The organism is Pseudomonas sp. GW822-FHT06D10, assembly GCF_058799535.1.
Window position 1 is genome coordinate 1,269,125 of sequence record NZ_JBXALN010000001.1, and the last position, 21,736, is coordinate 1,290,860.

The window sequence follows — 21,736 nt, forward strand, 5'->3', positions numbered from 1 at the left end:
GCCTTCGCTGGCGAGCCAGCGCCTACGGACCGGGCCAGACGGGGTCAGGTCAGGTCGGGTTGGGTCGTGCGGTTCAAGTGACCAACTGGTTGATCTCGATGATCGGCAGCAGTACCGCCATCACGATCACCAGCACCACACCGCCCATCACAACGATCATCAAGGGTTCGAGCAAGGCGGTCATGCCCATGGCCCGACGCTCGATGTCCCGCGACAGGGTCTGCGCCGCCCGTTCCAGCATCGGCGGCAAGGCGCCGGTCTTCTCGCCGCTGGCGATCAGGTGGATCAGCACCGGCGGAAAGACTTTTTCCACCCGCAGCGCCGCCGCCAGGTTGGCGCCTTCGCGCACCTTGGCCGTGGCCTCGCTCACGCTCTGGCTCAGGCGGTCGTTGGACAGGGTCTGGCGCGCCGCTTCCAGGGCCCGCAACAAAGGCACCCCGGCGCTGCCGAGGATCGCCAGGGTCGAGGCAAAACGCGCGGTGTTCAGCCCCAGGACAAAGCGCCCGATCAGCGGCAGGCGCAGGATCCGGCTGTGCCAGTTCAAGCGCGCCCGGGGGTTGCGCAGGTACACCCGCCAGCCCCAGAACCCGGCGACCATGGCGGCAAAACACAGGCCGCCCCAGGCACGGATGAAATCACTGGCATTGAGCATGGCCAGGGTCAGCCCCGGCAGGTCCTGGCGCGCCTGGGAGAAGGCACTGACCACCTGAGGCACCACATAGCTGAGCAGGAAGATCACGATGCCGATGGACACCAGCCCCACCACCCCCGGGTAGATAAAGGCGGTGAGGATCTTGCCCCGCAGGCCGTTGCGCTCTTCAATGTAGTCCGCCAGCCGCTCCATGACCTGGGCCAGGTCGCCGGACTCTTCGCCGGCGGCGATCAGCGCCCGGTAGATCTCCGGAAAATCCCTGGGCCGCGCCGCCAGGGCCTCGGCCAGGCGCATGCCGCTGCGCACATCCGCGCGCACCGCGCTCAGGGTCTGGGCGATGTGCTTGCGCTCGGCCTGCTCCACCGTGGCGCTCAGCGCGGCCTCCAGCGGCAGGCTGGCCCCCAGCAGGCTGGCCAGCTGGCGGGTGGCCCAGGCCAGGTCGTTGTCCGAGAGCCTGGGGCGCAGTAGCCCCCCTGCTCCGCCGTCGCCGCCGTTGCCATCGAGCTGCACCAGCAAGGCGGTCAGGCCGCGGCTGCGCAGGCTGGCGAAGGCCGCACCCTGGCTGTCGGCTTCCAGGTGCCCGGATTCGATCTTGCCGAGGGCGTCGGCGGCTTCATAGCGATAGCGATTCATCAGGCGTCCCGTGTCACACGCAGGATTTCTTCCGGCGCGGTGGCGCCGCTGCGCACCCAGCGTTCACCGTCCTCGCGCATGCTGAACATCCCGGCCCGGCGCGCGGCGGCACGCAGGGCCTGCTCCTCGGCGCCCTGGTGGATCAGGCTGCGCACATCGTCATCGATGCAGAACAGCTCATGGATCCCGGTTCGCCCGCTGTAGCCGATGTGGTTGCAGGCCGGGCAGCCCACCGGGCGCCAGGTGCCGGGGTTGGCCGGGTCCTGCTCCTTGCACTGGCTGCACAGGCGCCGCACCAGGCGCTGGGCCAGCACCCCGAGCATCGACGAGGCCAGGAGAAACGGCTCCACCCCCATGTCGATCAGGCGGTTGACCGCCGATACCGCGTCGTTGGTGTGCAGGGTCGCCAGCACCAGGTGCCCGGTGAGCGAGGCCTGGACCGCGATCTGCGCGGTCTCCAGGTCGCGGATCTCGCCGATCATGATGATGTCCGGGTCCTGGCGCAGGATCGCCCGCAGGGCCAGGGCGAAGGTCATGTCGATCTTGGCGTTGACCTGGATCTGGCTGATGCCCGGCAGGTCGTATTCCACCGGGTCCTCGACGGTGAGGATATTGCTGGTGCTGGCATCCAGCCGGGCCAGGGCCGCGTAGAGGCTGGTGGTCTTGCCGCTGCCGGTGGGCCCGGTGACCAGGACGATGCCATGGGGCTGGCGGATCAGGGTATCCAGGCGCGCCAGCAGGTCCGGGTCCATGCCCAGGGTCTCCAGTTGCAGGCGCCCGGCCTGCTTGTCCAGCAGGCGCATCACCACCCGCTCGCCATGCCCGGTGGGCACCGTGGACACACGAATATCGATGGGCCGCCCGGCCACCCGCAGGGCGATGCGCCCGTCCTGGGGCAGGCGTTTTTCGGCGATGTCCAGCTGGGCCATGATCTTGATCCGCGACACCAGCGCGCCGTGCAGCGCCTTGCGTGGCGACACCACGTCGCGCAGGGTGCCGTCGACCCGGTAGCGCACCACCGAATGGGTCTCGAAGGGTTCGATATGGATATCGCTGGCCTCGTCCCGCGCGGCCTGGGTGAGCAAGGCGTTGATCATGCGGATTACCGGGGCGCCGTCCTGGGTGTCCAGCAGGTCGGTGATTTCCGGCATGTCCTGCATCAGGCGGTCCAGGTCCACCTCGTTCTCCGCCGCCCCGACCACCGCTGCTGCGCTGCCGGTGTCGGCGTAGGCGGTGGCCAGCAGGCCGTCGAGTTCCTCGTCGCGAATCCGCTCCAGGCGCGCCGGGCCGAACTGGCGGCGGGCTTCGCTGATGGACCAGCCAGGCGTCGAGGGGCACACCAGCAGCACCGCGCCCTGCTCGGTGTGGCGCAGGAGGATGCGCTGGGACTTGGCCCAGGCGTAGGGCAACTGGGTGGTCATGGCTGTGGCTCCTTGTGGGGTGCGGCGCCATTGCGTGGGCTGCCACGGTGAAACCCGCGATGCCCGCTGGCCTGGAAATGAATGGGGGCATCCCCCATAAGGCGCTGGCTTGCCAGCGCAGGCGCCAGCAAGATCAGCGCCCGATCCACGGGCCCCTTCGCCGGCAAGACGGCGCCTACGAGGGGCTTGGCAGCCCGGATTTGGAGCCCCTTGGCCCCGTTCATTGCACCGGCACCGCGCGAATCGGCGCCCGCGGCGTCTGCGGTACGCCCTGCAGGGACACCGGCACTGCCCCGGGGATCGCCTTGCTCGCCGCCGGCAGTTGCGGCGCCTGGATATCCGGCATCACCCAACTGCGCTCCGGCTGCAACTGGCCCTGTACCCGGCGCATGAAGTCATAGCGATTGAGGGTAATGCTGCGCCCCGCGCCACTGTCGCGAATGATGTAGGGCCGCAGGAACACCATCAGGTTGGTCTTGGTCACGCTGCGCTTGTCGTTGCGAAACAGCACCCCGAGCCCGGGGATGTTCGACAGCCACGGCACTGCGTCGTTGCTCTGGCTGTAGCCGTCCTGCAGCAGGCCGCCGAGCACCATGATCTGCCCGTCATCCAGCAGGATGCTGGTGTCGATCGCCCGCTTGTTGGTCACGGTGCCGGCGTCCACCGAAGCCCGCTGGTCGACGCTGCTGACCTCCTGGTAGATGTCCAGCTTCACCGTGCCGCCTTCGGAGATCTGCGGCCGCACATTGAGCTTCAGGCCCACTTCTTCACGCTGCACGGTCTGGAACGGGTTGTTGCTGGTGCCGCCACCGCCGGTCACATAGCTGCCGGTGACAAAGGGAATGGTCTGGCCGACGAAGATGCTCGCCGCCTCGTTGTCCAGGGTCAACAGGTTGGGCGTCGACAACACGTTGGTGCCGCCCTTGCTCTTCAGGGCCCGGGCCAGGACCTTGAGGTCCAGCACCTTGCCGATCCCCGGGATGTCCACCGTGCCGTTGACCACGCCGACGTTCAGGCCCTTGGGCAACACGTCGATGCTGGTCTTGCTCGCCGGCGTGCCCACCAGCCCGCTGCCGCCGAGGTTGACCCCGCCAAAGCCACCGCGCCCGCCGAGGTTGCCGGCCTGCCACTGCACGCCGAACTCGCTGGCATCGTCTTCGCTGACTTCGACGATCAGGCTCTCGATCACCACCTGGGCACGACGCTGGTCGAGCTGGTCGATGACCTCCCGCAGGTTGCGGTACAGCGGGTCCGGCGCCGAGATCAGCAAGGTGTTGGTGGTGGCATCGGCCTGGATGGTCACGCCACCGGCACTGAAGGCGGTGTTCTGGTCATTCTGCTGGCCCGTGCCGCCCTGGCCGGCGCTGCTGCCCTGGCCGTAGGCGGCACCACTGCCGCTGCTGCTGTTGTTGAGGTTGCCACTGCCGGTGGGCGTGCCGCTGCTGTTCTGGCTCGCGCCCTGGGCGCCCTGGCTGTTGCCGCCCATGCCGCTGAGCATGGCCCGGGCGCCGTCGCTGCCGGCGCTGTCGCTTTCCCCGGTGAGCAGCCCGCGCAGGGCCTGGGCCAGCTTGCCGGCCTGGGCGTTGCGCAGGTACACCACGTGCAGGTTGCTGGGGTTGCTCTGGGCGTTGTCCAGTTTGTAGATCAGGTTGCGCGCCAGTTCGGTGCGCTCCGGGCTGCCGGCGCGGATGATGATGGAGTTGGAACGCGGGTCGCCGATCACGCTGATCTTCTGGGTCTGGTCGGCGCCCTGGGTTTCCAGCAGTTCGGCGACCATGGTGGCGATGTCCACGGCGATGCCGTTCTGCACCGCCACCACATCGGTGTCGATGGCGCTCGGGGTGTCGATGCCGTTGATGATCTGCGCCACCCGCTGCAGGTTCTCCGCGTAGTCGGTGACCACGATGGTGTTGTTGCCCGGGTAGGCATTGATCGGGTTGTTCGGCGAGACGATGGGCCGCAGCACCGGAATCAGGTTCACCGCATTTTCATATTGCAGGCGGAAGGTGCGGGTCAGCATGCCGTTGCCCGCCGGCTTGTCGGCGCTGTAGATCGGCCCGCCCAGCAGCTTGGCGTCGGCTTCGGGCACCACCTGGGCCACCCCGCCCACGTCCACCACGGAGAAACCCTGCATGCGCAGGGCCGCCAGCAGCATGTCGTAGGCCTGGTGCGCCGGCACCTGGCCTTCGCTGACCAGGGTCAGGTTGCCCTTGACCCGTGGGTCCACCAGGAACTGCTGGCCGGTGGAACGGGACAGCGCGCGCACCACCGCCTGGATATCGGCGTCGACGAAGTTCAGTTGCACCGGCTGATCCCCCAGAGGATTGCGCGGCACGCTGGTGCTGCGCGACGTGCCCTGGGCGCGGCTGCTGCTGGTCACCGGGTGCAGGACTTTCGGCCGTTGCGCCTGTTGCGCCTGCAAGCGCTCGCGGTCCGCCAGCAGATCGCCGCTGCGCCGGGTGTCGGCCAGGGGCTGGCCCAGCTCGCTGTCCACCAGCAAGGGCGGCGGCGTGGTGGAGGTGGTGTTGCTGCAAGCCCCCAGCGCCAGCAGCAGAAAAGGTGCGGCCTTGCGACACTGGCGCACGTAGTTGGAACCTGACCACTTCATGAAGCTTCCTTAGCGCCCTGCGCCTGATCCATGCGAACGGTCCCGGACAGTGTGCCTGCCGAGTCTTGGACGGCGGCCGCGTCTGCGCGTTGCAGACGAGCCTCCACCACCTGCAGTGAAAACTGCCGGGGAGCCCCCAGCAGCCAGCCGACCACGGCATCCGCCGGGGCCTGCTCAAAGGTCAACCGCCAGCTCTCGGGGCCGGCTTGATCCGCGTGTTGCAACTGGTAGCGGCCCTGGAGCCCGGCCGCATCCAGGGCCTGGCGCAGGGCCTGTTCCAGGCTTTCGCCCGGGGCATTGCGAGAGCTCGCCGCGACCTCGTGCAGCAGCACTTCCAGGGCCTCGGCCTGGGAGCGCAGCTTGGGTGTCTCGGCTTGCCAGTAGTCGATCTTCTTCAGCGGCGGCTGGATCAGCAGCAACCACAGCAACAGCCCCAGCAACCCCAGGGCAGTGGCCCCCAGCAAGCGCTTTTCCCGCAGGGCCAGGCCGTTCCAGTGGCCCAGGGCCTGGGCCCGCAGGCGCGACCAGCGCGCCCGATACGGCGCCAGCATGGCCTTATTCATTGTCTTCTCCCGTTGCCTCGGCTGTGCTCTCTTCGGCTGGAGCCTGCCCCGGGGCCAGGCTCCAGCCATTGCCCTGGGCCTGGACGCTGTAGCCGGCCTGGATCAGGGCCCCCTGCCAGGCGCTGTCGGCGGTTTTCGGGGTGTCTGGCAACAATTGGAGCTGCAAGCGCTGCCCGGAAAACTCCAGGCTTTGCACGCTGCCCACCATGAACGGCATGGCCAGCCCCGCCTGGGCCAGCAGGTGGGCGAAGCCCTGGCTCGGGTCCGCCGCAGCGCTGCTCTGGCGCGCCGCCAGTTGCTGGCGAGCCTGTTGCAGCGGGTTGAGCACCACCGGCAATTCGGGGAATACCTGCTTCACCCGCTGGCTCATCTGCGCCTTGAGCCGCTGCCCCTGCTCTGCCTCGCGGGCGGCGTACAGGTTCAGGCCCAGCACCCAGATCGCCACCGCCAGGGCGCAGCAGCCCAGGGCCCGGCCCCAGCCCTGGGGGGCCCGGGTGCCGGCCAGCGCGCCGCTGTGCAGGCCCCAGGAAGGCGGCGTGCCGCTCCAGCGCAATTGCGCCGGCAGGGGTTCTGGCGCTGGCAATGGTTGCCCCGGCAACGCTGGCACTTCACCGATCCAGCACAGCTCGCTGGCGCTGGCGCGCAACTGCTCCAGGGTCTCGGCCACCAGGGGCTGCACGCTGCCCTGGGTGGCGCTCTGGCGCACCAGCAACTGTTCGTCCAGCAGGCACAGGTTGACCTGCCCCGGGGGCGGCACCGGCAAGGCGTAGGGCGCCGGGTACAGGCCGGCGAGCTTCAACCCGGCCTGCTCCAGCAGCCGCCCCAGGGCCTGCAGGCGTTCCCGGGGCAGCCAGCTCAGCGCCACCTGGCCCTCTGCATCGCGGGGGCCGTGGGCCACATGCATCTGTTCACTGGGGCCGAGGATCAGCGCCTGGGCAGCGCAGGCCACCGCGGCCTTGATCCGCGCAGCGGGCAATTGCGGCAATGGGATCTGGGTCAGCAGGCTGTCCAGTGGGTGCAGGAAACACTCCACTGCGGGCGGCTTGTCACCCTTGCCCGGCAACCCCAGCTGGCCCAGGGCACAGCAACCAGTATCCGTGACCCGCCCGCCACGATCGAGCCTTGCAAAATCCACTCGGCACTGCTGCGGCTGCTCGGTGCCGAGCAACAAGTCCAGGGGCGGCAGGCCGATGCGCAGGCGGCTCATGCGCCCACCCGCGACCAGATCACCTGGGGCATGCGGTCCTCGGGACGGTGCAGCAGCGCTTGCAGGCTGACCCGGCGCTGATCACGGCGGGCCTGGCCCTGAAGCAGGAACCACTCGCTGGTGATGCCGACCTTGATCTGGTCCACCTGCAACTGCGGCAGGCGCAGGCGATTGACGAAATCGCCACGGTTGATGAACCAGTGCCCGGCGTCACGCTCGGCCACCAGGGCCCGGGCCCGGGACAGATCCAGGCCCGGCACCGCCGCCACCAGCACCTCGGCGCTGGCGGTGTTGCCGTTGATCCAGGTATTGCCCGGCAGGATGCTCACGTACGGCTCCAGGCGCACCAGCAGTTCCGGGGTCACGCCCTCAAGGCCCAGCAAGTCGTCCAGGCTGCGCAGCATCGGCTGCCTGGGCGCCAGGGTCTGCGCCGCAGCGCCTGCCGAGGTCTGGCGACCGCTGTTGAAACTGCCATGGCTGCTGGTGGCGGCTGGCGCCTGCAGGCGCTGGGGGTAGGAAGCGATCACCCGCTGGCTGATGCGCCGGCCCAGGGCGCCGTCGATGCCGATCAGTTGGCACAGCTGCTGGAAGCTCTGCAGTTGCCCCGCATCCACCTGCTGGTTGAACACCAGGTTGCGCAGGTTGAACTTGCCCTGCAGGTCTTGCAGGTGGCCCTGGAACCCGGCGTTGAATCCACCCAGTGCCTGGTCGCCGATGGGCCGCGCCCAGGCCTGGTCGAGGCGTGTCAACACATCACGCTGGCGCGCATCCCAGAGCAGTTGCCGGCTGTATTCCAGGCCGCCCTGAAGCACCCCGGCAGCGACGATCCGCGCCTGTTCGGCTTCCACCGCACGGGTGAAAGAGGTTTGCCGGGTAAGCATGCCCCCGGCGATCACCGCCACCACCGCGGCGATCAGCAAGGCGCTGATGATGGCCATGCCACGCTGCTTCGCCGCACTGGGCGAATGGGCTTTCACGACCGGCCCTATAGTTGCCAGGAGCCGATATCGGCATTCACGCCGTCGCCGTCGGGCTGGCCATCGGCGCCGAGGGAAAACACATCCACTTCGCCGTTGGCACCGGGGTTGAGGTAGTGATACGGGCGGCCCCAGGGGTCATTGGGCAGACGTTCCAGGTAGGAGCGCCAGTTGCTGTCCTTGGCATTGGCCGGGCGCTCCACCAGCACCTTCAGGCCCTGGTTCATGTTCGGGTAGCTGCCGTGGTCCAGGCGATAGAGCTTGAGGGCCTGCATGAGCCCGGCGATGTCCTGCCTGGCCGCCGTGGCCCGTGCCTGGTCCGGGCGATCCAGGACCTTGGGCACCACCATGGCTGCCAGGATCCCGAGGATCACCACTACGACCATGATCTCGATCAGGGTGAAGCCACGCTGGCCGCGCAGGCCTCGGGGCGGGGATGTTACAGGCGCGATATCCATCTCGACATTCCTTGGCGTAAGTTCGATTCGTCGCGCAGTGTTGCAAGAAGATATGTCAGTGGTATTGAAAAACCTCGGGAGTTTCGGTCGCCATTCGGTCAAGCCCGCAGGCTAGTCTGCGAGGCTGTTTCCCGGTCTCGAGCGGCCCATGCAAGCCCTGCGCAAACAAGCTGGTTTCACCCTGATCGAAGTACTGGTGGCCCTGGCCATCATTGCCGTGGCGATGGCTGCGGCGGTGCGCGTGGCGGGCCTGATGACCCAGAGCAATGGCCTGCTGCGGGACAAATCCCTGGCCTTGCTGGCGGCCCAGAGCCGGGTCGCCGAAGTGCGCCTGGAAGGCCGCCTGAACAGCGGCGTGAAGAACCTCGACTGCGACCAGGGACGGCTCAAGCTGCGCTGCGAAACCCGCATCGCCCCGGGCAGTGCGCCGGGGCTGGTGCGGGTGCAGGTGCAAGTCAGCGACCGCAGCCGCGAGGCGCCGCCGCTTGCGCGCCTGGAAACCCTGGTCAGCCGGCCGCAGGTACAACGCCAGTGAGGCCTAGCGGGTCAACCGCGGCAGCTCCGGTGAGTCCGGCAGCTTGCTGACCTTGATCCGCGACTGCTCGGCGCCGCGCTCGATCAGCACGCCGTCGGCCTCGATCGCAGCCAGGCGCACACCCTGGGTCAGGGTTTCCCCGGCCAGGAAGCTGCGCGGCGGGCCATCGTTCAGATGCAGGATCGCCACTGCGCCACGGGCCCCGGCCATGACCCCGGAGACCTTGATCTGCACCTGGGCCGGCTGGTTGGCAAACCACTGCAGGGCCGGGTTGTCGGAACGCGCGGCCAGCACCTGGGGCGCCACCGCCGGGGTCTGGGATTCGGCCGGGGTCAGCAGCAGCGACGACCAGGTGGCGACCCCACCCAGGGCCGCCAGCAAGGCCGCGTACTGCAGCAGTCGAGGGGCATCAAGGCGCGGGGCGAATGACATGGCACGTAGCATCGGGGGGACCTCCTGTTTGTCCGTGCCCCCAGCCTACCGCTCAATTCTCACGGTTTTATTTCACCGGACGATCATCTGCGTCTGGCAGGCTGGTCCGAGGGCCAAGGAGTGCAATCCGATGCAGGCAGGCAAGCAACAAGGCTTCACCCTGATCGAGCTGATGGTGGTGCTGGTGATCATCGGCATTGCCAGCGCGGCCGTGGGCCTGAGCATCAAGCCCGACCCGCTGCAACTGCTGCGCAAGGACGCCGAGCGCCTGGCGCAACTGCTGCAAGTGGCCCAGGCCGAAGCCCGCGCCGATGGTCGGCCGATCACCTGGCGAGCCACGGCCAAGGGCTTTGCCTTCAGCCGCCACAGCGAATCCGGAGGCGGCATCGATGACTTGCGTGGCGACCCCCAACTGCGCCCCCGGGCCTGGGAAACCCCGGCGCTGCAAGTGCGCATCGAACCCAGGCAGCGCCTGGTATTGAACGCCGAATGGATCAACCCGCCGCTGCGCCTGGTGTTGTCCGACGGCCAGCACAGCCTGAGCCTGGAACGCAGCGCCGCCGGCCAACTGCGGGTGGTGACCCAGCCATGAAGCGTCGGCAGCAGGGGTTCACCCTGATCGAAGTGATGGTGGCGATCATGCTGATGGCGGTGGTCAGCCTGATTGCCTGGCGCGGCCTGGACAGCGTCACCCGGGCCGACAGCCATCTCAAGGCCAGCACCGAACAGACCGAAGAACTGCTGCGCACCCTCAACCAGCTGGAACGTGACGTGGCCCTGCGTGCCGGCACCCAGCTGCGCGAGCCGGCCCTGGGCGACAGCGAAGAAGCCGAGCCCGACAGCCCGGCCCCGCTGAGCGTGCGCAGCTCCGACAGCAAGGGCTTTCGCCTGGAGGTGATACGCAGCGCCGCCACCCCGGGGGATGGCCTGCAACGGGTGCGCTGGTGGCTCAAGGGCGACACCCTGTACCGCGCCGTGGCCGAGCCCCGCGACCGCTACCCTTTGCCCGCGCCGCGCGACGGCGTGGCGGTGCTGAACCGGGTCAGCGACCTGCAAGTACGGGTCTGGGATGCCGATAAAGGCTGGCGCCAGCTCAGCGGCAACCGCCAGGACAGCCCCCTGGGCCTGGAGATCCGCCTGGTGCGCCAGACGCCCCAGGGCGAAGAGCGCTACCGGCAAGTGCTGGGGCCGTTGCAATAACCCTCTCCCGTAGGAGCCGGCTTGCCGGCGAACCGCGTAGCGGCCAGGCCCTGAGAATTCGGCAAATAGCGCCGGCCCCTTCGCTGGCAAGCCAGCTCCTACAGGGGGCTGTTGGTGTTTCGCGGATCAGCTCAGGAGCACCACGCCGCCAGGCAGTTCGGTGCACTTGGCACCGTAGGCGTCGCGGATCAGCAAGGCCACGCCAGCCAGCTGGTTGAGGTTGAAACGCGCCTGGACCTTGCGCTTGCCCAGTTCGGCATTGAGCAGCACCAGCATTCCCGGGCGGTAGCGGTTGATCTCGCTGATCACCGTGTTGAGGCTGGCGTTGTCGAACACCAGGACCTGCTCGCGCCAGGCAATCACGCTGTGGATGTCCACCACCTGGGGCTCGCCGATGCTGCGCGGGTCGTAGGTCAGCTGGCGGCCGCTGTCCAGGCCAATGCTGCGCCCGGCCACGTCCACTTGCAGGCTGCCTTCGATGCAGGTGACGCACACCTGGTGGTCGGTGTTGCGCAGGTTGAAGCGCGCCTGGCGCGCGCTGAGCCAGCCCTCGCCGGCCTGGACCTTGAGCGGCTGCAGGCGCTGGCTGAAGACTTCCACTTCGCCTTCCAGCAGTTCGATGCCCTGCTCGCCCGCGCCCAGGTCACGCCGGCTGATGCGGGTCTGGGTGTTGAGCTCCAGGCTCACGCCCTCGGCCAGATCCACCCGGCGCTGCTCGCCGACTTCGGTGGCAAAGTCGGCGGTCAATCCGGCAAAGCCGCCCGGCACCGTGAGCCGCACCATGAACAGCGCCGCCGAGGCCGCCAGCGCGCCGCCAAGAAAGGCCCGGCGGCCAAAGTGCCGCGGCCGCGCTTGCTGTTCCAGCAGCGCCGCGGCCGGTTGCAGGCAATGCCACAGGGCCTTGGTCTGCTCGAAGGCGGCCGCGTGCTGCGGGCTTTGCCCGCACCATTGGCGCAGCGCCCGGGCATCGGCGGCGGTGGCCCGCCCCGACGTCAGAAGGACCAGCCAGTCCCGGGCTTCGTTCAGCAACTGCTGGTCCGCCGAGGCCTGGGGTGTGGAGATGCTAAAAATGTTCAAGCGCGCAGGTACTCACGGATTGATCAGGGCTCTTTGTCTAGGACGGTTTTCCGGCCCCGGGACCGAACCGCTGAATGACTTTTCTTTCCAGGCGCAGGGCGCAATGGCCGAGGGCCGCCTTGAGTTCCTTCTCCACCATCCGTGTGGAAATGCCGAAGCGCTGGGAAATTTCCAGGTGCGGCGCCTCTTCCAGGCGCGCGGCAATGAAGATCTTGCGGCGCCGCGCCGGGAGTTCGTAGAGGGCCTTGAGCAGGGTCTGGATTTCCTTCTGGCCACCCACCACCCGCGAGGGGTCCTGGGCTTCGTCGGCGATCTGCAACAGCTCCTCGACCTCATCGCCGGTGAGCAGGCGGGCATCGGACTGGCGCCGGTCGGCGGCAATATTCAGCGCCATGCGGTACAGGTAGGCATTGGGTTGCGCCAGGTTCGGCGGCTCTTCCATGCGGTCGACCCGCAGGTAGGTTTCGTGCAGGACGTCGTTGGCCAGGTCCTCGGACCCCAGGCGCCTGCGCAAGCGCACCCGAAAATCCTCGTAGGACGTCAGGAACAGCCTGACCATCGCACTGTGTCCGGTATTTTTCATACCCCGGAAGCTCCTTCCCATTCCTTGCAGTCCATGCGTTTCCCTGTCGTGTCCGGTATCAAGAGTAAGGTCAGCGGCTGGCGCAACGAGCTCGGTGCCTGGCGCTCGACCCGGGTCTGGGCCAGGCGCTGCACCAGCGCCTCATCCCGTTGCAGGTCGCCGGTGGAACTCACCAGGCGGCTGTGTTGCACCGCTCCGTCGCCGCCGATCCACAGTTGCAGCAAGGCGCGAAAGCTCCCCGGCCGAGTCAGCGCCGAGCCGCACAGGCTGCGCTCCACCGCCCGTTGCAGGGCGCTGGCGTAGCTGCTGTTGAGCCGCGCCGCACGACTGCCCGCCGCGCCGGGCTGCACGGCCGGCTGTGTGGCCTGCGGCACCTGCAGGGTAAAAGCATCGCTGCGGGCGTAGCGGGCCATCAGGCCACTGCCGGCCAACAACCGGCTCAGGCCTTCCCGGGCGCTGTAGTGACCGTTGATCCCCACCGAGCGCCGGCCCCGGGTCAGCTCCCGGTCCACCAGCACCGCCATCCCGGTGGCGCGGCTGAACAGCTCCAGGGCATCCGCCAGGTTCTGCGCCGGTATCTCCAGTGCCAGCAGGGCCTGTGAATCCACCCGCGGCGGCCCGCCGGGAGGGCCCTGGGCCCAGCCCGCCGGCATCCACAGCAGCAGCCCGAGCGCCACCACACAGGTCGCCAAGCCCCCGTGCAATGAAGTCCATCGCCCGACCTGCGCTCTGCGTCGCTGCACTGCGGTCCAATCCCTGAAAAGCGTCATCCTGAGGCCAGTTTATGAATCTGGTGTTACGGCCACGGCAAAAAAACCATCACTTTTTCAGGCCGGGCTTTGCACTACACTCGGCCGGCATCGAAGCCCGATTCCCCGGGCCAGCCAGGAGGCCAGGATGAAACGATTAAGCCGATACAGCGCAGCCCTGTGGCTGCTCAGCGCCCTGCCCTGGACGCTGCATGCCGAAGAAGCCAGCGAGGGCTGCGTGGAAGTCAGCGTCGGCGGCTACAAGGCCCCCGACTACAACTGCCTGAGCAAACAGATGGGCAACAACCCGGACGCAGTGAAGGCGGCCCAGGCCAACCAGCAGGCCCTGGAGGACCCGGTGAACAAGCGCCCACCGAATCAGGTCGGGCTCTCGACGCCGGCGGCCACCGGCGTGCGCATGGGCAACACCTTCGGCACCTCGGTCAAGCCGCAACGGCCCTGAACGGCGCCGCGGGCGGCCGATTGCCGGGCCGCTACCCGCCACCGGGCCCGTCCCAGGGCCCGCCTGGACAGCGGCGAAGGCAGCGGGCGACGGTCGCCCCGTGGCCAATCGCGCACTGCGTCGCGCCCCCTTGATCAGCCCCTGCCCGTATACCGGGCGTTAACCCCGGACGCGCTAGATTGCCGAGCCTTGAACCCCGGTGCCGGCAACGGCCCCGAACACGGCGCGTGGATGGCGTTCGCCCGCCGGCCACCCTATCATTGGTGTTTTTTTGCGTGTTGGACGCATGGAAGACTATAAAAAGCTGATCCTGCAGCGCCCCTGCCAAAGCATTTTCCTGATTGCCCTCGCGCTGTTCATGGCGCTGCAGTACAAACCGGCAGTCCTCAACTACACCACGCGCTTCGTCGACTTTGCCGACTACATGCTGCAGCACGGCATGACGCTGTTCCCCATTGCCGACGATCTGCAGCCCTACCCCGACTACACCATTGCCAACACGGTGCTGGTCTATCTGGTGTCGCTGCCCTTCGGCCAGCTGTCCGTGCTGTCGATGGGCCTGCCCTTCTGCATCGCTGCGTCGCTGATGCTGGTGTTCATCTACAAGCTGGGGGCCCTGCATGAGCGCAAATGGGGCCTGTGCGGCGTGCTCTTTGCGCTGTTCACCTGGGCCTTCGTGGATAGCGTCAACTCCCTGGCCCTGGACATCTACCCCGCCCTGATCACCGCGGGCTGCTTCTACCTGGCCTACTCCGCCGACCTCAAGCAGCAGCGCGGACGCCTGGCGCTGGTGTTCCTCGGCCTGATCCTGGGCTTTGCCCTGCGCGGCCCGATCGGCATGATCGGCCCGGCACTGGTGGTCGGCAGCTATTACCTGCTGAGCCGGCAGTGGCGAACCCTGGTCGGGTTCTCGCTGGTGAGCGGCCTGCTGTTCGCCGCCGGGGTCGCGCTACTGGCCTGGGCCGCCCACGTGCAGGGCGGCGATGCCTTCATGCAGCAAGTGCTGGAGATGCAGGGCCTGGGCCGGATCGCCAGCGATCACTCGCCGCGCTACTACTTCTACTTCAGCGCCGGGCTGATCACCTACAGCTTCACGGCGTTCTACGCCCTCTGCGTGATGGCCAGGAGCGGCCGCCAGTGGCTCGGCGCCCCGTCGCTGTCGGCGCCGCGCCTGCTGCTGCACCTGGGCGCCTGGTTCGTGGTGCTGATTGTGTTCTTCACCATTCCCAACTCGAAGAAGGCGCGTTACGTGCTGTCCATCACCCCGGCCATTTCCCTGCTGGCGGCCTATATCTTCATCGACCCCAACGGCCTGTTCAGCGCCACCCGCAGACGCCTGCTGCGCCTGTGCCTGAACCTGCCGGCCATCGGCGCGTTCCTGGCGCTGCTGGTGCTGGGCTACAACAGCTTTGCCGCCCGGCCCCTGCAGCCCGACTTCGCCGGGGTGTTTTCAAGCGTTGCCCTGCTCAGCGGCGTGCGCTACTGGATCGGCCGGCAGTACACCGGGCACCGGCATTACGAGGTCATCGTCCTGGCATTCGGCGTGGCGGCCTTTCTCTTGCTGGATGGGTTCTTCTTCAACGCCATCACCTATCATCTGGAACTGGCCAAAGAACCCACTCCCAAATTCCTGCCTTACTGGTTCTGGTAAGGCGGGCGTCCACACCTGGCCCGCAGCGCCCGGCCGGAAGCAGGCAACGGCGCTCACCGGCAGCGTGCAAGATTTGGTAACACTCCCGGGGCCCCCCGACGATGAAACCGAACTGGCACAGTGCTGTCACATCGCAATCGGTAACGGCGGAGGTCGCCCTGCGGCGGCTTGCGGCCCACGCAGCACTGGCCCGACGACCTCACCGCCACAGGTTACCGGCCTGGGCCTGCCCCCCATGCGGCAGGCCATACTCCATCAAGGCTGAAAGAGCGAACCATGAAGCAAAACATCCTCCTCGTATCCGTCTGTGCCGCCCTGCTCCAGGCCTGCACCCCGGCTTCCACCACCCCTGAAGGATCTTCTTCCATGCCCGCCAGCACTGCTTCCGTCAGCGCCCAGCCTGCGCTGTCCGCCTACTACTGGCAGCTGGTTGCGGCCCGCGATGCGGCGGGCAAGCCCGTCGCCGCCCTGGACAAGGGCATCGAGCGCCAGCTGCGCCTGACCTTCGCCGGGCAGAACCTGAGCATCAGCGGCGGCTGCAACCGCCAGTTCGGCGGCTTCCAGCATGAAAATGGCGTGCTCAAGGTACAGCCACTGGCCGCCACCCTGATGGCCTGCGAGCCGAAACTGATGGCCCTGGACGCACAAATCGCCAACCTGCTCAAGGGCGACCTGCGCACCACCTTCGGCGGCGACCAGTCGACCCCGACCCTGCAACTGGCCACCCAGGACGGCACCCTGCTCACGTTCGAAGGCCAGCCCACCCCGGAAACCCGCTACGGCAGCCAGGGCCAGACCCGCTTCCTGGAAGTGGCGGCCAAGACCGTCAAGTGCAGCCACCCGCTGATCCCCGACTTCCAGTGCCTGCAAGTACGTGAGCGCCGCTACGACGACGCCGGCCTGCAAATGCCGACCCAGGACACCTGGCACCCGCTGTACCAGTCCATCGAGGGCTACGAGCACCAGGACGGCGTGCGCAATGTGCTGCGTGTCAAGCAGTACGAGTGGAAGAATGCACCCGCCGATGCCCCGTCCAGCGTCTATGTGCTGGACATGGTGGTCGAGCAGGACGCCTCGGCGGCCCACTGAGCCGAGCCACCCGCCAACCGACACAAACCGGCAGGCAATAAAAAAGCCCCGTATCGCAAGATACGGGGCTTTTTTGGTTCTGGGCGGGGTCAGGCCGTTACAGCACCGACTGACCGCTCATGGCCAGGTCCAGCAACTCGCGGTTGGCCACCGCATACATGGCGTAGTCGGTGCCGCTGGCGGCACGGATTTCCACCATCATGGCGCGCCAGCGATCGGCCATGCTCGCGTTCTGCTCCAGCCACAGAGCCACGCGGGCCTCCATGTCATCCGGCGCATCGGCCATCTGCAGGACCTTGATGGTGATCGCCCGCTGCTGCCAGTCCACGTCATCGCGGAAGGCTTCGCGCGCCGCCGCCTGCCAGTTGTTGGCCACCGGCAGATCGCTGATCTGCTGCAGGTACCACGGCAGGTCGAGGGCACTGCCCACGGCGAAGTAGGCCTTGGCCACTTCCGCCGCATCGTGGCCGGTCACATCAGCGGCCTCGATGATCGGCAGCAGGGTGTACAGGTGAGTAGTGCCTGCAACCATGCGCGCCAGCAACTCCGGCACACCGGCTTCGACATAGGCGGTGTAACGGGCTTGCCAGCCCTCGCGGGTCGGGCCTTCGAGCAGTTCGTCGAGCTTCAGGCCCAGCGCCGCCAGGTGCGGACCAAAGTGCGCAACGTCACGCGCCGCATCCTGCTCGTTGCGCCGGCTGCGCAGGAACCAGCGGGTGGCACGACGGCCCAGGCGCATCAGCTCGTCCATCAACGCCAGTTGCACTTCAGCCGAAACCTGGTGGTCCAGGGCTTCGATCTGACGGAACCAGTGCGGGAGGTGGAAGATGTCCCGCACGATCACATAGGCACCGGCGACGTTCGCCGGGCTCATGCCGGTGGACTCCTTCAGACGCTGCACGAAGGTGATGCCCATGTGGTTGACCAGGTCGTTGGCGATCTGGGTGCTGACGATCTCGCGCTTGAGACGATGGCGACGCATGGCCTCGGAGAACTTGGCCACCAGGCTTGGCGGGAACGCGGTCTCCATGTCACGGGTCAGGTAGTCGTCATCCGGTACCAGGGACTTGAGCAGGGCTTCCTTGAGGTCGATCTTGCTGTAGGAAATCAGCACCGACAGTTCCGGACGGGTCAGGCCCTTGCCGGTGGCGGCGCGCTCGGTGAGCTGCTCCTCGGTCGGCAGGTACTCGATGGCGCGGTCCAGCTTGCCACGGCCTTCCAGGTCGCTCATCAGGCGCTTGTACTCGGCGGCACGCTCGTAGGCACGGCGCGCAGCCAGGGACAGGGCCTGGGTCTGCTTGTAGTTGTTGCCCAGCACCAGGCCGCCGACTTCGTCGGTCATGCTCGCCAGCAGCTGGTTGCGCTGCTTGTCGGTCATGTCACCGGCCTGCACCACTTCGTTGAGCAGGATCTTGATGTTCACTTCGTGGTCGGAGCAGTCCACGCCACCGGCGTTGTCGATGAAGTCGGTGTTGGAACCGCCGCCATTGAGGCCGAACTCCACACGACCCAGCTGGGTCATGCCCAGGTTGCCGCCCTCGCCCACCACCTTGCAGCGCAGCTCGTTGCCGTTGACGCGCAGGGCGTCGTTGGCCTTGTCGCCGACGTCGGCGTGGCTCTCGGTGCTGGCCTTGACGTAGGTGCCGATACCACCGTTCCACAGCAGGTCCACCGGCGCCTTGAGCAAGGCGTTGAGCAGCTCGGTCGGGGTCAGCTTGTCGGCCTGGATGTCGAAGCGCTCTTTCATCTGCGGCGAGATGGCGATGCTCTTGGCGCTACGGGAGAAGATACCGCCGCCTTCGGACATGATGCTGGTGTCGTAGTCGCTCCAGGCCGAACGCGGCAGCGCGAACATGCGCTGGCGCTCGACGAAGCTGGTGGCCGGATCCGGGTTCGGGTCGATGAAGATGTGCAGGTGGTTGAACGCCGCCACCAGTTGCAGCTTGTCGGACATCAGCAAGCCGTTGCCGAACACGTCGCCGGCCATGTCGCCGACGCCGACCACGGTGATGCTGTCTTCCTGGACATTGATGCCGCGCTCGCGGAAGTGGCGCTGCACGCCAACCCACGCGCCCTTGGCGGTGATGCCCATCTTCTTGTGGTCGTAACCGGCCGAACCGCCAGAGGCGAAGGCGTCACCCAGCCAGAAGCCGTAGTCGATGGCAATGCCGTTGGCGATGTCGGAGAAGGTCGCAGTGCCCTTGTCCGCCGCGACCACCAGGTAGGGGTCATCGTCGTCATGGCGCACGACGTTGGCCGGCGGCACCAGGGCGCCGTCCTTCAGGTTGTCGGTGATGTCCAGCAGGCCGGAGATGAAGATGCGGTAGCAGGCGATGCCCTCGGCCGCGATCTCGTCCCGGCTGCCACCCAGTGGCAGGCGACGCGGCAGGAAGCCACCCTTGGCGCCCACCGGCACGATCACCGAGTTCTTCACTTGCTGGGCTTTGACCAGGCCCAGGACTTCGGTGCGGAAGTCTTCTTCACGGTCGGACCAGCGCAAGCCGCCACGGGCAACGTTGCCGAAGCGCAGGTGCACGCCTTCGACACGCGGCGAGTAGACGAAGATTTCGAACTTGGGCACCGGCTTGGGCAGCTCGGGGATCAGGTGCGGGTTGAACTTGAAGCTGAAGTAGGACTTGTTCTGGCCGTTGGCGTCGGTCTGGTAGAAGTTGGTGCGCAGGGTGGCCTTGATCAGGTCCAGGTAGCGCCGCAGGATGCGGTCTTCGTTGAGCACCTGGACGTCGTCCAGGGCGGTGAGGATCGCCTGCTCCAGACGCTGCTGCTTGTCTTCCAGGTCGTCGCTGGTGAGCTTGCGCGCCAGGTAGAAGCGGGTCTTGAACAACCGGGTCAACTCGCGGGCGATGTCGGTGTGGTTGTTCAGGGTGCTGGCGATGTAGCCCAGGTCGAAGCCCAGGCGGATCTGCTTCAGGTAGCGGGCGTAGGCACGCAGCAGCGCCACGTCGCGCCATGGCAGGCCGGCGGTCAGCACCAGGCGGTTGAAGGCATCGTTCTCGGCATCGCCGCGCACGATATGGACGAAGGCGTCCTGCAGCGTGTCGTTGAGCTGCTGGATATCCAGGTCCAGGCCTTCGGCGGCGGTGAAGGCGAAGTCGTGGATCCAGAACTCACGGCCATTGTTGTGACGCAGGCGGTACGGGAATTCGCCCAGCACGCGCAGGCCGAGGTTTTCCAGGATCGGCAGCACGTCGGACAGCGCCAGCGGGGTGTCGGCGTGGTACAGCTTGCAGTGCAGCTCGCGCTGGCCGGAGACCTGGCCCAGGGGCTGGTAGAAGCTCATCACCAGGGGGTTGGCTTCGGTGAGGCTCAGCAGGTGCTGCATGTCCACCACCGCCGAATGGGCAGCGAAGCGTTCGCGGTAGCCGGCCGGGAAGCCTTTGGGGAAGTCCGCCAGCACGTTGGTGCCGTGGGCTTCGCCGAAGCTTTCCACCACCAGGCTGGCGTAGTCGTCCTGCCAGCTGCGGCAGGCCTGCACCACTTCCTTTTCCAGCAGCAGCGGATCGATGTCGATGCGCTGTTTCGGGTCCACCCGCAGGATCAACTGCACGCGGGCCAGTACCGACTCGGAGAAGAAGGTCCAGAACTCGCAGTCGGTGGCCTGCAGGCGATCCATCAGCACTTGCTGGATCTTCTGCCGCACTTCGGTGGAATAGATGTCGCGCGGCACGTAGGCCAGGCAGTAGCAGAAACGGCCGTAGGGGTCCTTGCGCAGGAACACGCGGATCTTGTTGCGTTCCTGGATCTGCACGATGGACATCACGGTGCTGAACAGCTCGTCCACCGGGGTCTGGAACAGGTCATCGCGAGGCAGTACCTCCAGGACCTGGGCCAGTTCCTTGCCCAGGTGCGCCTTGGCCTGGAAGCCCGAGCGCTGCTCGATGGCTTCGACCTTGCGGCGGATGTAAGGGATCACCCGCACGCTCTCGCCGTACACCGAAGAGGTGTACAGGCCCATGAAGCGGCATTCCTTGATGACCTTGCCGTCGGCATCGATCTGGCGGATCGAGACGAAATCCGGGTAGGCCGGACGGTGCACGCGGCTCGGGTGCGCGGCCTTGGCGAAGGACAGCGGCGTCGGTTCGCGCAGGTAGTTGACGGCGTAGTCTTCGATGCGCAGGTCATCGCTGGTCAGGCCGGCGCGCAGCAGCTTGGCCAGGCCGAGGAAGGAGTTCGGGTCATATTCGATATGCCCGCCGTCCTGGTCGGCGCCGACCACGAATTCTTCATAGCCGAGGAAGGTGAAGTGGTTGCCCACCAGCCATTCGAGGAAGCTCTTGATCTCGGTCTTTTCTTCGGCGGCGATCGGGAACTGGCTGTTGTCGATGCTCTGGATCAGTTCCTGGACCTTGGCCTTCATCGGCTCGAAGTCGGCGACGGCGACCCGCACTTCGCCCAGTACCTGCTCCAGCTCCTTGCCCAGCACGCTGAGTTCGGCGGCATTGGCGCAACGGTCGATCTCCAGGTACATCAGCGACTCTTGCTGGATGCCTTCGCCCTGGGTGCCCTTGGGCAGGATTTCCAGCAGCTCGCCCTTGCTGCCACGACGTACGCTGAGCACGGTGGTCTGCAGGGTGTGGATGCTGTAGCCGCGACGGTTGAGCTCGGTGCGTACCGAGTCCACCAAAAACGGCAGGTCGTGGTGCAGGACTTCCACAGCAGTGTGGGTCGACTGCCAGCCATGGCGTTCGTAATCGGGGTTGTAGACGCGGACCTGCGGTTGCCCGTGGTCGAAGCGCTCAAGCAGGCGCCAGGCAGAAAGGGTGCAGCCCGCCAGGTCGGACATGCGACGCTGGGTGAGTTCGTCCAGGGAAATGATGCCGAAGAATTGTTCAGCGAACAGCGCCACTTGTGGCAGTGCCTGTTCACTGATGTGCTGCGCCAGTGCCGCTTGCAGTTGGTGCTGGAAGTCGGCTTTGCTGGCTGCGGTGAAGAACGCCATCTGTGGTACTCCGCTTGGGCTTGTTATTGATGGAAGCGTCGCGTGCAAACCCCTCGCGGGGCGGTGCCGCATCCTGCTCCTGGTCTCGGGCAGAGGTAGCAGGATGACAGGTGGGTGAAGCTGGACGAGACGCACAGGTCACATTCACCTTCCGGGGATGGGCATCTGCAAAAACGACTGACGCTTGCCGGGAAACCGAGCGCAATGCCTTTACAGGTGACCATCACAAATCAGACGCAACCTATTGCACTAAGAACAAATTGTCCGCTGCGCAGCTTAACGAGTGCGATGTGACAGCTGCTTGCGATGCTGCGACATATTCGGTCAACGGCACGCAGCAGAACGCTCACGCTTTGAGCAACACTAGCAGCCGCGGTGGAAAAACCGGTTTTTTTCCCCGGATTCACGGTACTTGCGTACCAAAAGTGACTGCCGCAGCGATTGTGTTCACGACCTGTTCTCTGACAGACAAGCCAGCAGA

General features: G+C 66.8%; 18 protein-coding genes. 6 read left to right on the plus strand and 12 right to left on the minus strand.

What is annotated here, in order from left to right; all coding sequences use genetic code 11:
• Positions 1–73: 73 nt before the first annotated feature.
• The 7 genes from gspF to gspG form a co-directional block, all read right to left on the minus strand.
• Positions 74–1,285, minus strand: coding sequence for a type II secretion system inner membrane protein GspF (gene gspF / locus AC1RL5_RS05430; protein WP_011061051.1), 1,212 nt, complete (start codon positions 1,283–1,285; stop codon positions 74–76).
• The gene (gene gspE, locus AC1RL5_RS05435) at positions 1,285–2,706 is read right to left on the minus strand and encodes a type II secretion system ATPase GspE (RefSeq protein ID WP_015635436.1); all 1,422 of its coding nucleotides are present in this window, start codon (positions 2,704–2,706) and stop codon (positions 1,285–1,287) included. The genes gspF and gspE overlap by 1 nt, the downstream gene beginning before the upstream one ends.
• A 220-nt stretch (positions 2,707–2,926) precedes the next feature.
• On the minus strand, positions 2,927–5,314 hold the full coding sequence (gene gspD / locus AC1RL5_RS05440; protein WP_492588816.1) for a type II secretion system secretin GspD: 2,388 nt from the start codon (positions 5,312–5,314) through the stop codon (positions 2,927–2,929).
• Positions 5,311–5,877, minus strand: coding sequence for a type II secretion system protein GspM (gspM, locus tag AC1RL5_RS05445; RefSeq protein WP_492588814.1), 567 nt, complete (start codon positions 5,875–5,877; stop codon positions 5,311–5,313). The genes gspD and gspM overlap by 4 nt, the downstream gene beginning before the upstream one ends.
• Positions 5,870–7,084 (minus strand): type II secretion system protein GspL, encoded by a 1,215-nt coding sequence (gspL, locus tag AC1RL5_RS05450; protein WP_492588812.1) that lies wholly within the window; start codon positions 7,082–7,084, stop codon positions 5,870–5,872. The genes gspM and gspL overlap by 8 nt, the downstream gene beginning before the upstream one ends.
• Positions 7,081–8,061 carry a type II secretion system minor pseudopilin GspK gene (gspK, locus tag AC1RL5_RS05455; protein WP_093402932.1) on the minus strand — a complete coding sequence of 327 codons (981 nt, stop codon included), beginning with the start codon at positions 8,059–8,061 and terminating at the stop codon, positions 7,081–7,083. The genes gspL and gspK overlap by 4 nt, the downstream gene beginning before the upstream one ends.
• 8 nt (positions 8,062–8,069) lie before the next feature.
• Positions 8,070–8,519: a type II secretion system major pseudopilin GspG gene (gene gspG, locus AC1RL5_RS05460; protein WP_011061045.1), complete on the minus strand. Its 450-nt coding sequence runs from the start codon at positions 8,517–8,519 to the stop codon at positions 8,070–8,072.
• Positions 8,520–8,667: 148 nt separating this feature from the next.
• On the opposite strand from gspG, the gene gspI reads away from it, so the two are divergent.
• Complete coding sequence (gene gspI, locus AC1RL5_RS05465; RefSeq protein WP_011061044.1) at positions 8,668–9,054, plus strand: type II secretion system minor pseudopilin GspI; 387 nt, start codon at positions 8,668–8,670, stop codon at positions 9,052–9,054.
• 3 nt (positions 9,055–9,057) lie between these two features.
• On the opposite strand, the gene AC1RL5_RS05470 is transcribed toward gspI, so the two are convergent.
• Positions 9,058–9,486, minus strand: a complete 429-nt coding sequence (locus AC1RL5_RS05470; RefSeq protein WP_011061043.1) for a type II secretion system protein N — start codon at positions 9,484–9,486, stop codon at positions 9,058–9,060.
• A 130-nt stretch (positions 9,487–9,616) separates the two neighbouring features.
• Here AC1RL5_RS05470 and AC1RL5_RS05475 point away from each other — a divergent pair, with 130 nt between their 5' ends.
• Both AC1RL5_RS05475 and gspJ read left to right on the plus strand, forming a co-directional pair.
• The gene (locus AC1RL5_RS05475; RefSeq protein WP_011061042.1) at positions 9,617–10,078 is read left to right on the plus strand and encodes a GspH/FimT family pseudopilin; all 462 of its coding nucleotides are present in this window, start codon (positions 9,617–9,619) and stop codon (positions 10,076–10,078) included.
• On the plus strand, positions 10,075–10,686 hold the full coding sequence (gene gspJ / locus AC1RL5_RS05480) for a type II secretion system minor pseudopilin GspJ (RefSeq protein ID WP_015635429.1): 612 nt from the start codon (positions 10,075–10,077) through the stop codon (positions 10,684–10,686). Before AC1RL5_RS05475 ends, gspJ begins: the two co-directional genes overlap by 4 nt.
• Positions 10,687–10,812: 126 nt before the next feature.
• Here gspJ and AC1RL5_RS05485 read toward each other — a convergent pair whose 3' ends face one another.
• Genes AC1RL5_RS05485 through AC1RL5_RS05495 form a run of 3 tightly spaced genes read right to left on the minus strand, consistent with a single transcriptional unit; the run spans position 10,813 to position 12,999 of the window.
• The gene (locus tag AC1RL5_RS05485; RefSeq protein WP_053158187.1) at positions 10,813–11,763 is read right to left on the minus strand and encodes a FecR family protein; all 951 of its coding nucleotides are present in this window, start codon (positions 11,761–11,763) and stop codon (positions 10,813–10,815) included.
• Positions 11,764–11,800: 37 nt separating this feature from the next.
• The gene (locus AC1RL5_RS05490) at positions 11,801–12,346 is read right to left on the minus strand and encodes an RNA polymerase sigma factor (protein WP_011061039.1); all 546 of its coding nucleotides are present in this window, start codon (positions 12,344–12,346) and stop codon (positions 11,801–11,803) included.
• Positions 12,343–12,999: an STN domain-containing protein gene (locus AC1RL5_RS05495; RefSeq protein WP_050783811.1), complete on the minus strand. Its 657-nt coding sequence runs from the start codon at positions 12,997–12,999 to the stop codon at positions 12,343–12,345. The genes AC1RL5_RS05490 and AC1RL5_RS05495 overlap by 4 nt, the downstream gene beginning before the upstream one ends.
• Positions 13,000–13,243: 244 nt before the next feature.
• Between AC1RL5_RS05495 and AC1RL5_RS05500 the strand changes: the two genes are divergently transcribed.
• The 3 genes from AC1RL5_RS05500 to AC1RL5_RS05510 all read left to right on the plus strand — a co-directional run bounded on the left by AC1RL5_RS05500 (position 13,244) and on the right by AC1RL5_RS05510 (position 16,298).
• Entirely contained in the window at positions 13,244–13,558 is a 315-nt protein-coding gene (locus AC1RL5_RS05500; RefSeq protein WP_011061037.1) for a hypothetical protein, read from the plus strand.
• Positions 13,559–13,844: 286 nt separating this feature from the next.
• A complete protein-coding gene (locus AC1RL5_RS05505; RefSeq protein ID WP_219737425.1) occupies positions 13,845–15,209 on the plus strand; it encodes an ArnT family glycosyltransferase in 1,365 nt (454 codons plus the stop codon).
• A gap of 366 nt (positions 15,210–15,575) precedes the next feature.
• Positions 15,576–16,298 carry an META and DUF4377 domain-containing protein gene (locus tag AC1RL5_RS05510; RefSeq protein ID WP_239692714.1) on the plus strand — a complete coding sequence of 241 codons (723 nt, stop codon included), beginning with the start codon at positions 15,576–15,578 and terminating at the stop codon, positions 16,296–16,298.
• 97 nt (positions 16,299–16,395) lie between these two features.
• Here the strand turns inward: AC1RL5_RS05510 and AC1RL5_RS05515 are convergent, their stop codons facing one another.
• Positions 16,396–21,255 (minus strand): NAD-glutamate dehydrogenase, encoded by a 4,860-nt coding sequence (locus AC1RL5_RS05515; RefSeq protein WP_011061034.1) that lies wholly within the window; start codon positions 21,253–21,255, stop codon positions 16,396–16,398.
• Between the last annotated feature and the right edge of the window lie 481 nt (positions 21,256–21,736).

Coding starts and splice junctions, on each gene's coding strand:
- AC1RL5_RS05490 (WP_011061039.1), bottom strand. CDS start 12,346: ATGAAAAATACCGGACACAGTGCGATGGTCAGGCTGTTCCTGACGTCC.
- gspF (WP_011061051.1), bottom strand. CDS start 1,285: ATGAATCGCTATCGCTATGAAGCCGCCGACGCCCTCGGCAAGATCGAA.
- AC1RL5_RS05510 (WP_239692714.1), top strand. CDS start 15,576: ATGCCCGCCAGCACTGCTTCCGTCAGCGCCCAGCCTGCGCTGTCCGCC.
- AC1RL5_RS05515 (WP_011061034.1), bottom strand. CDS start 21,255: ATGGCGTTCTTCACCGCAGCCAGCAAAGCCGACTTCCAGCACCAACTG.
- gspI (WP_011061044.1), top strand. CDS start 8,668: ATGCAAGCCCTGCGCAAACAAGCTGGTTTCACCCTGATCGAAGTACTG.
- AC1RL5_RS05495 (WP_050783811.1), bottom strand. CDS start 12,999: ATGCCGGCGGGCTGGGCCCAGGGCCCTCCCGGCGGGCCGCCGCGGGTG.
- gspE (WP_015635436.1), bottom strand. CDS start 2,706: ATGACCACCCAGTTGCCCTACGCCTGGGCCAAGTCCCAGCGCATCCTC.
- gspG (WP_011061045.1), bottom strand. CDS start 8,519: ATGGATATCGCGCCTGTAACATCCCCGCCCCGAGGCCTGCGCGGCCAG.
- AC1RL5_RS05500 (WP_011061037.1), top strand. CDS start 13,244: ATGAAACGATTAAGCCGATACAGCGCAGCCCTGTGGCTGCTCAGCGCC.
- gspM (WP_492588814.1), bottom strand. CDS start 5,877: ATGAATAAGGCCATGCTGGCGCCGTATCGGGCGCGCTGGTCGCGCCTG.
- AC1RL5_RS05505 (WP_219737425.1), top strand. CDS start 13,845: ATGGAAGACTATAAAAAGCTGATCCTGCAGCGCCCCTGCCAAAGCATT.
- gspJ (WP_015635429.1), top strand. CDS start 10,075: ATGAAGCGTCGGCAGCAGGGGTTCACCCTGATCGAAGTGATGGTGGCG.
- AC1RL5_RS05470 (WP_011061043.1), bottom strand. CDS start 9,486: ATGTCATTCGCCCCGCGCCTTGATGCCCCTCGACTGCTGCAGTACGCG.
- AC1RL5_RS05475 (WP_011061042.1), top strand. CDS start 9,617: ATGCAGGCAGGCAAGCAACAAGGCTTCACCCTGATCGAGCTGATGGTG.
- gspL (WP_492588812.1), bottom strand. CDS start 7,084: ATGAGCCGCCTGCGCATCGGCCTGCCGCCCCTGGACTTGTTGCTCGGC.
- gspD (WP_492588816.1), bottom strand. CDS start 5,314: ATGAAGTGGTCAGGTTCCAACTACGTGCGCCAGTGTCGCAAGGCCGCA.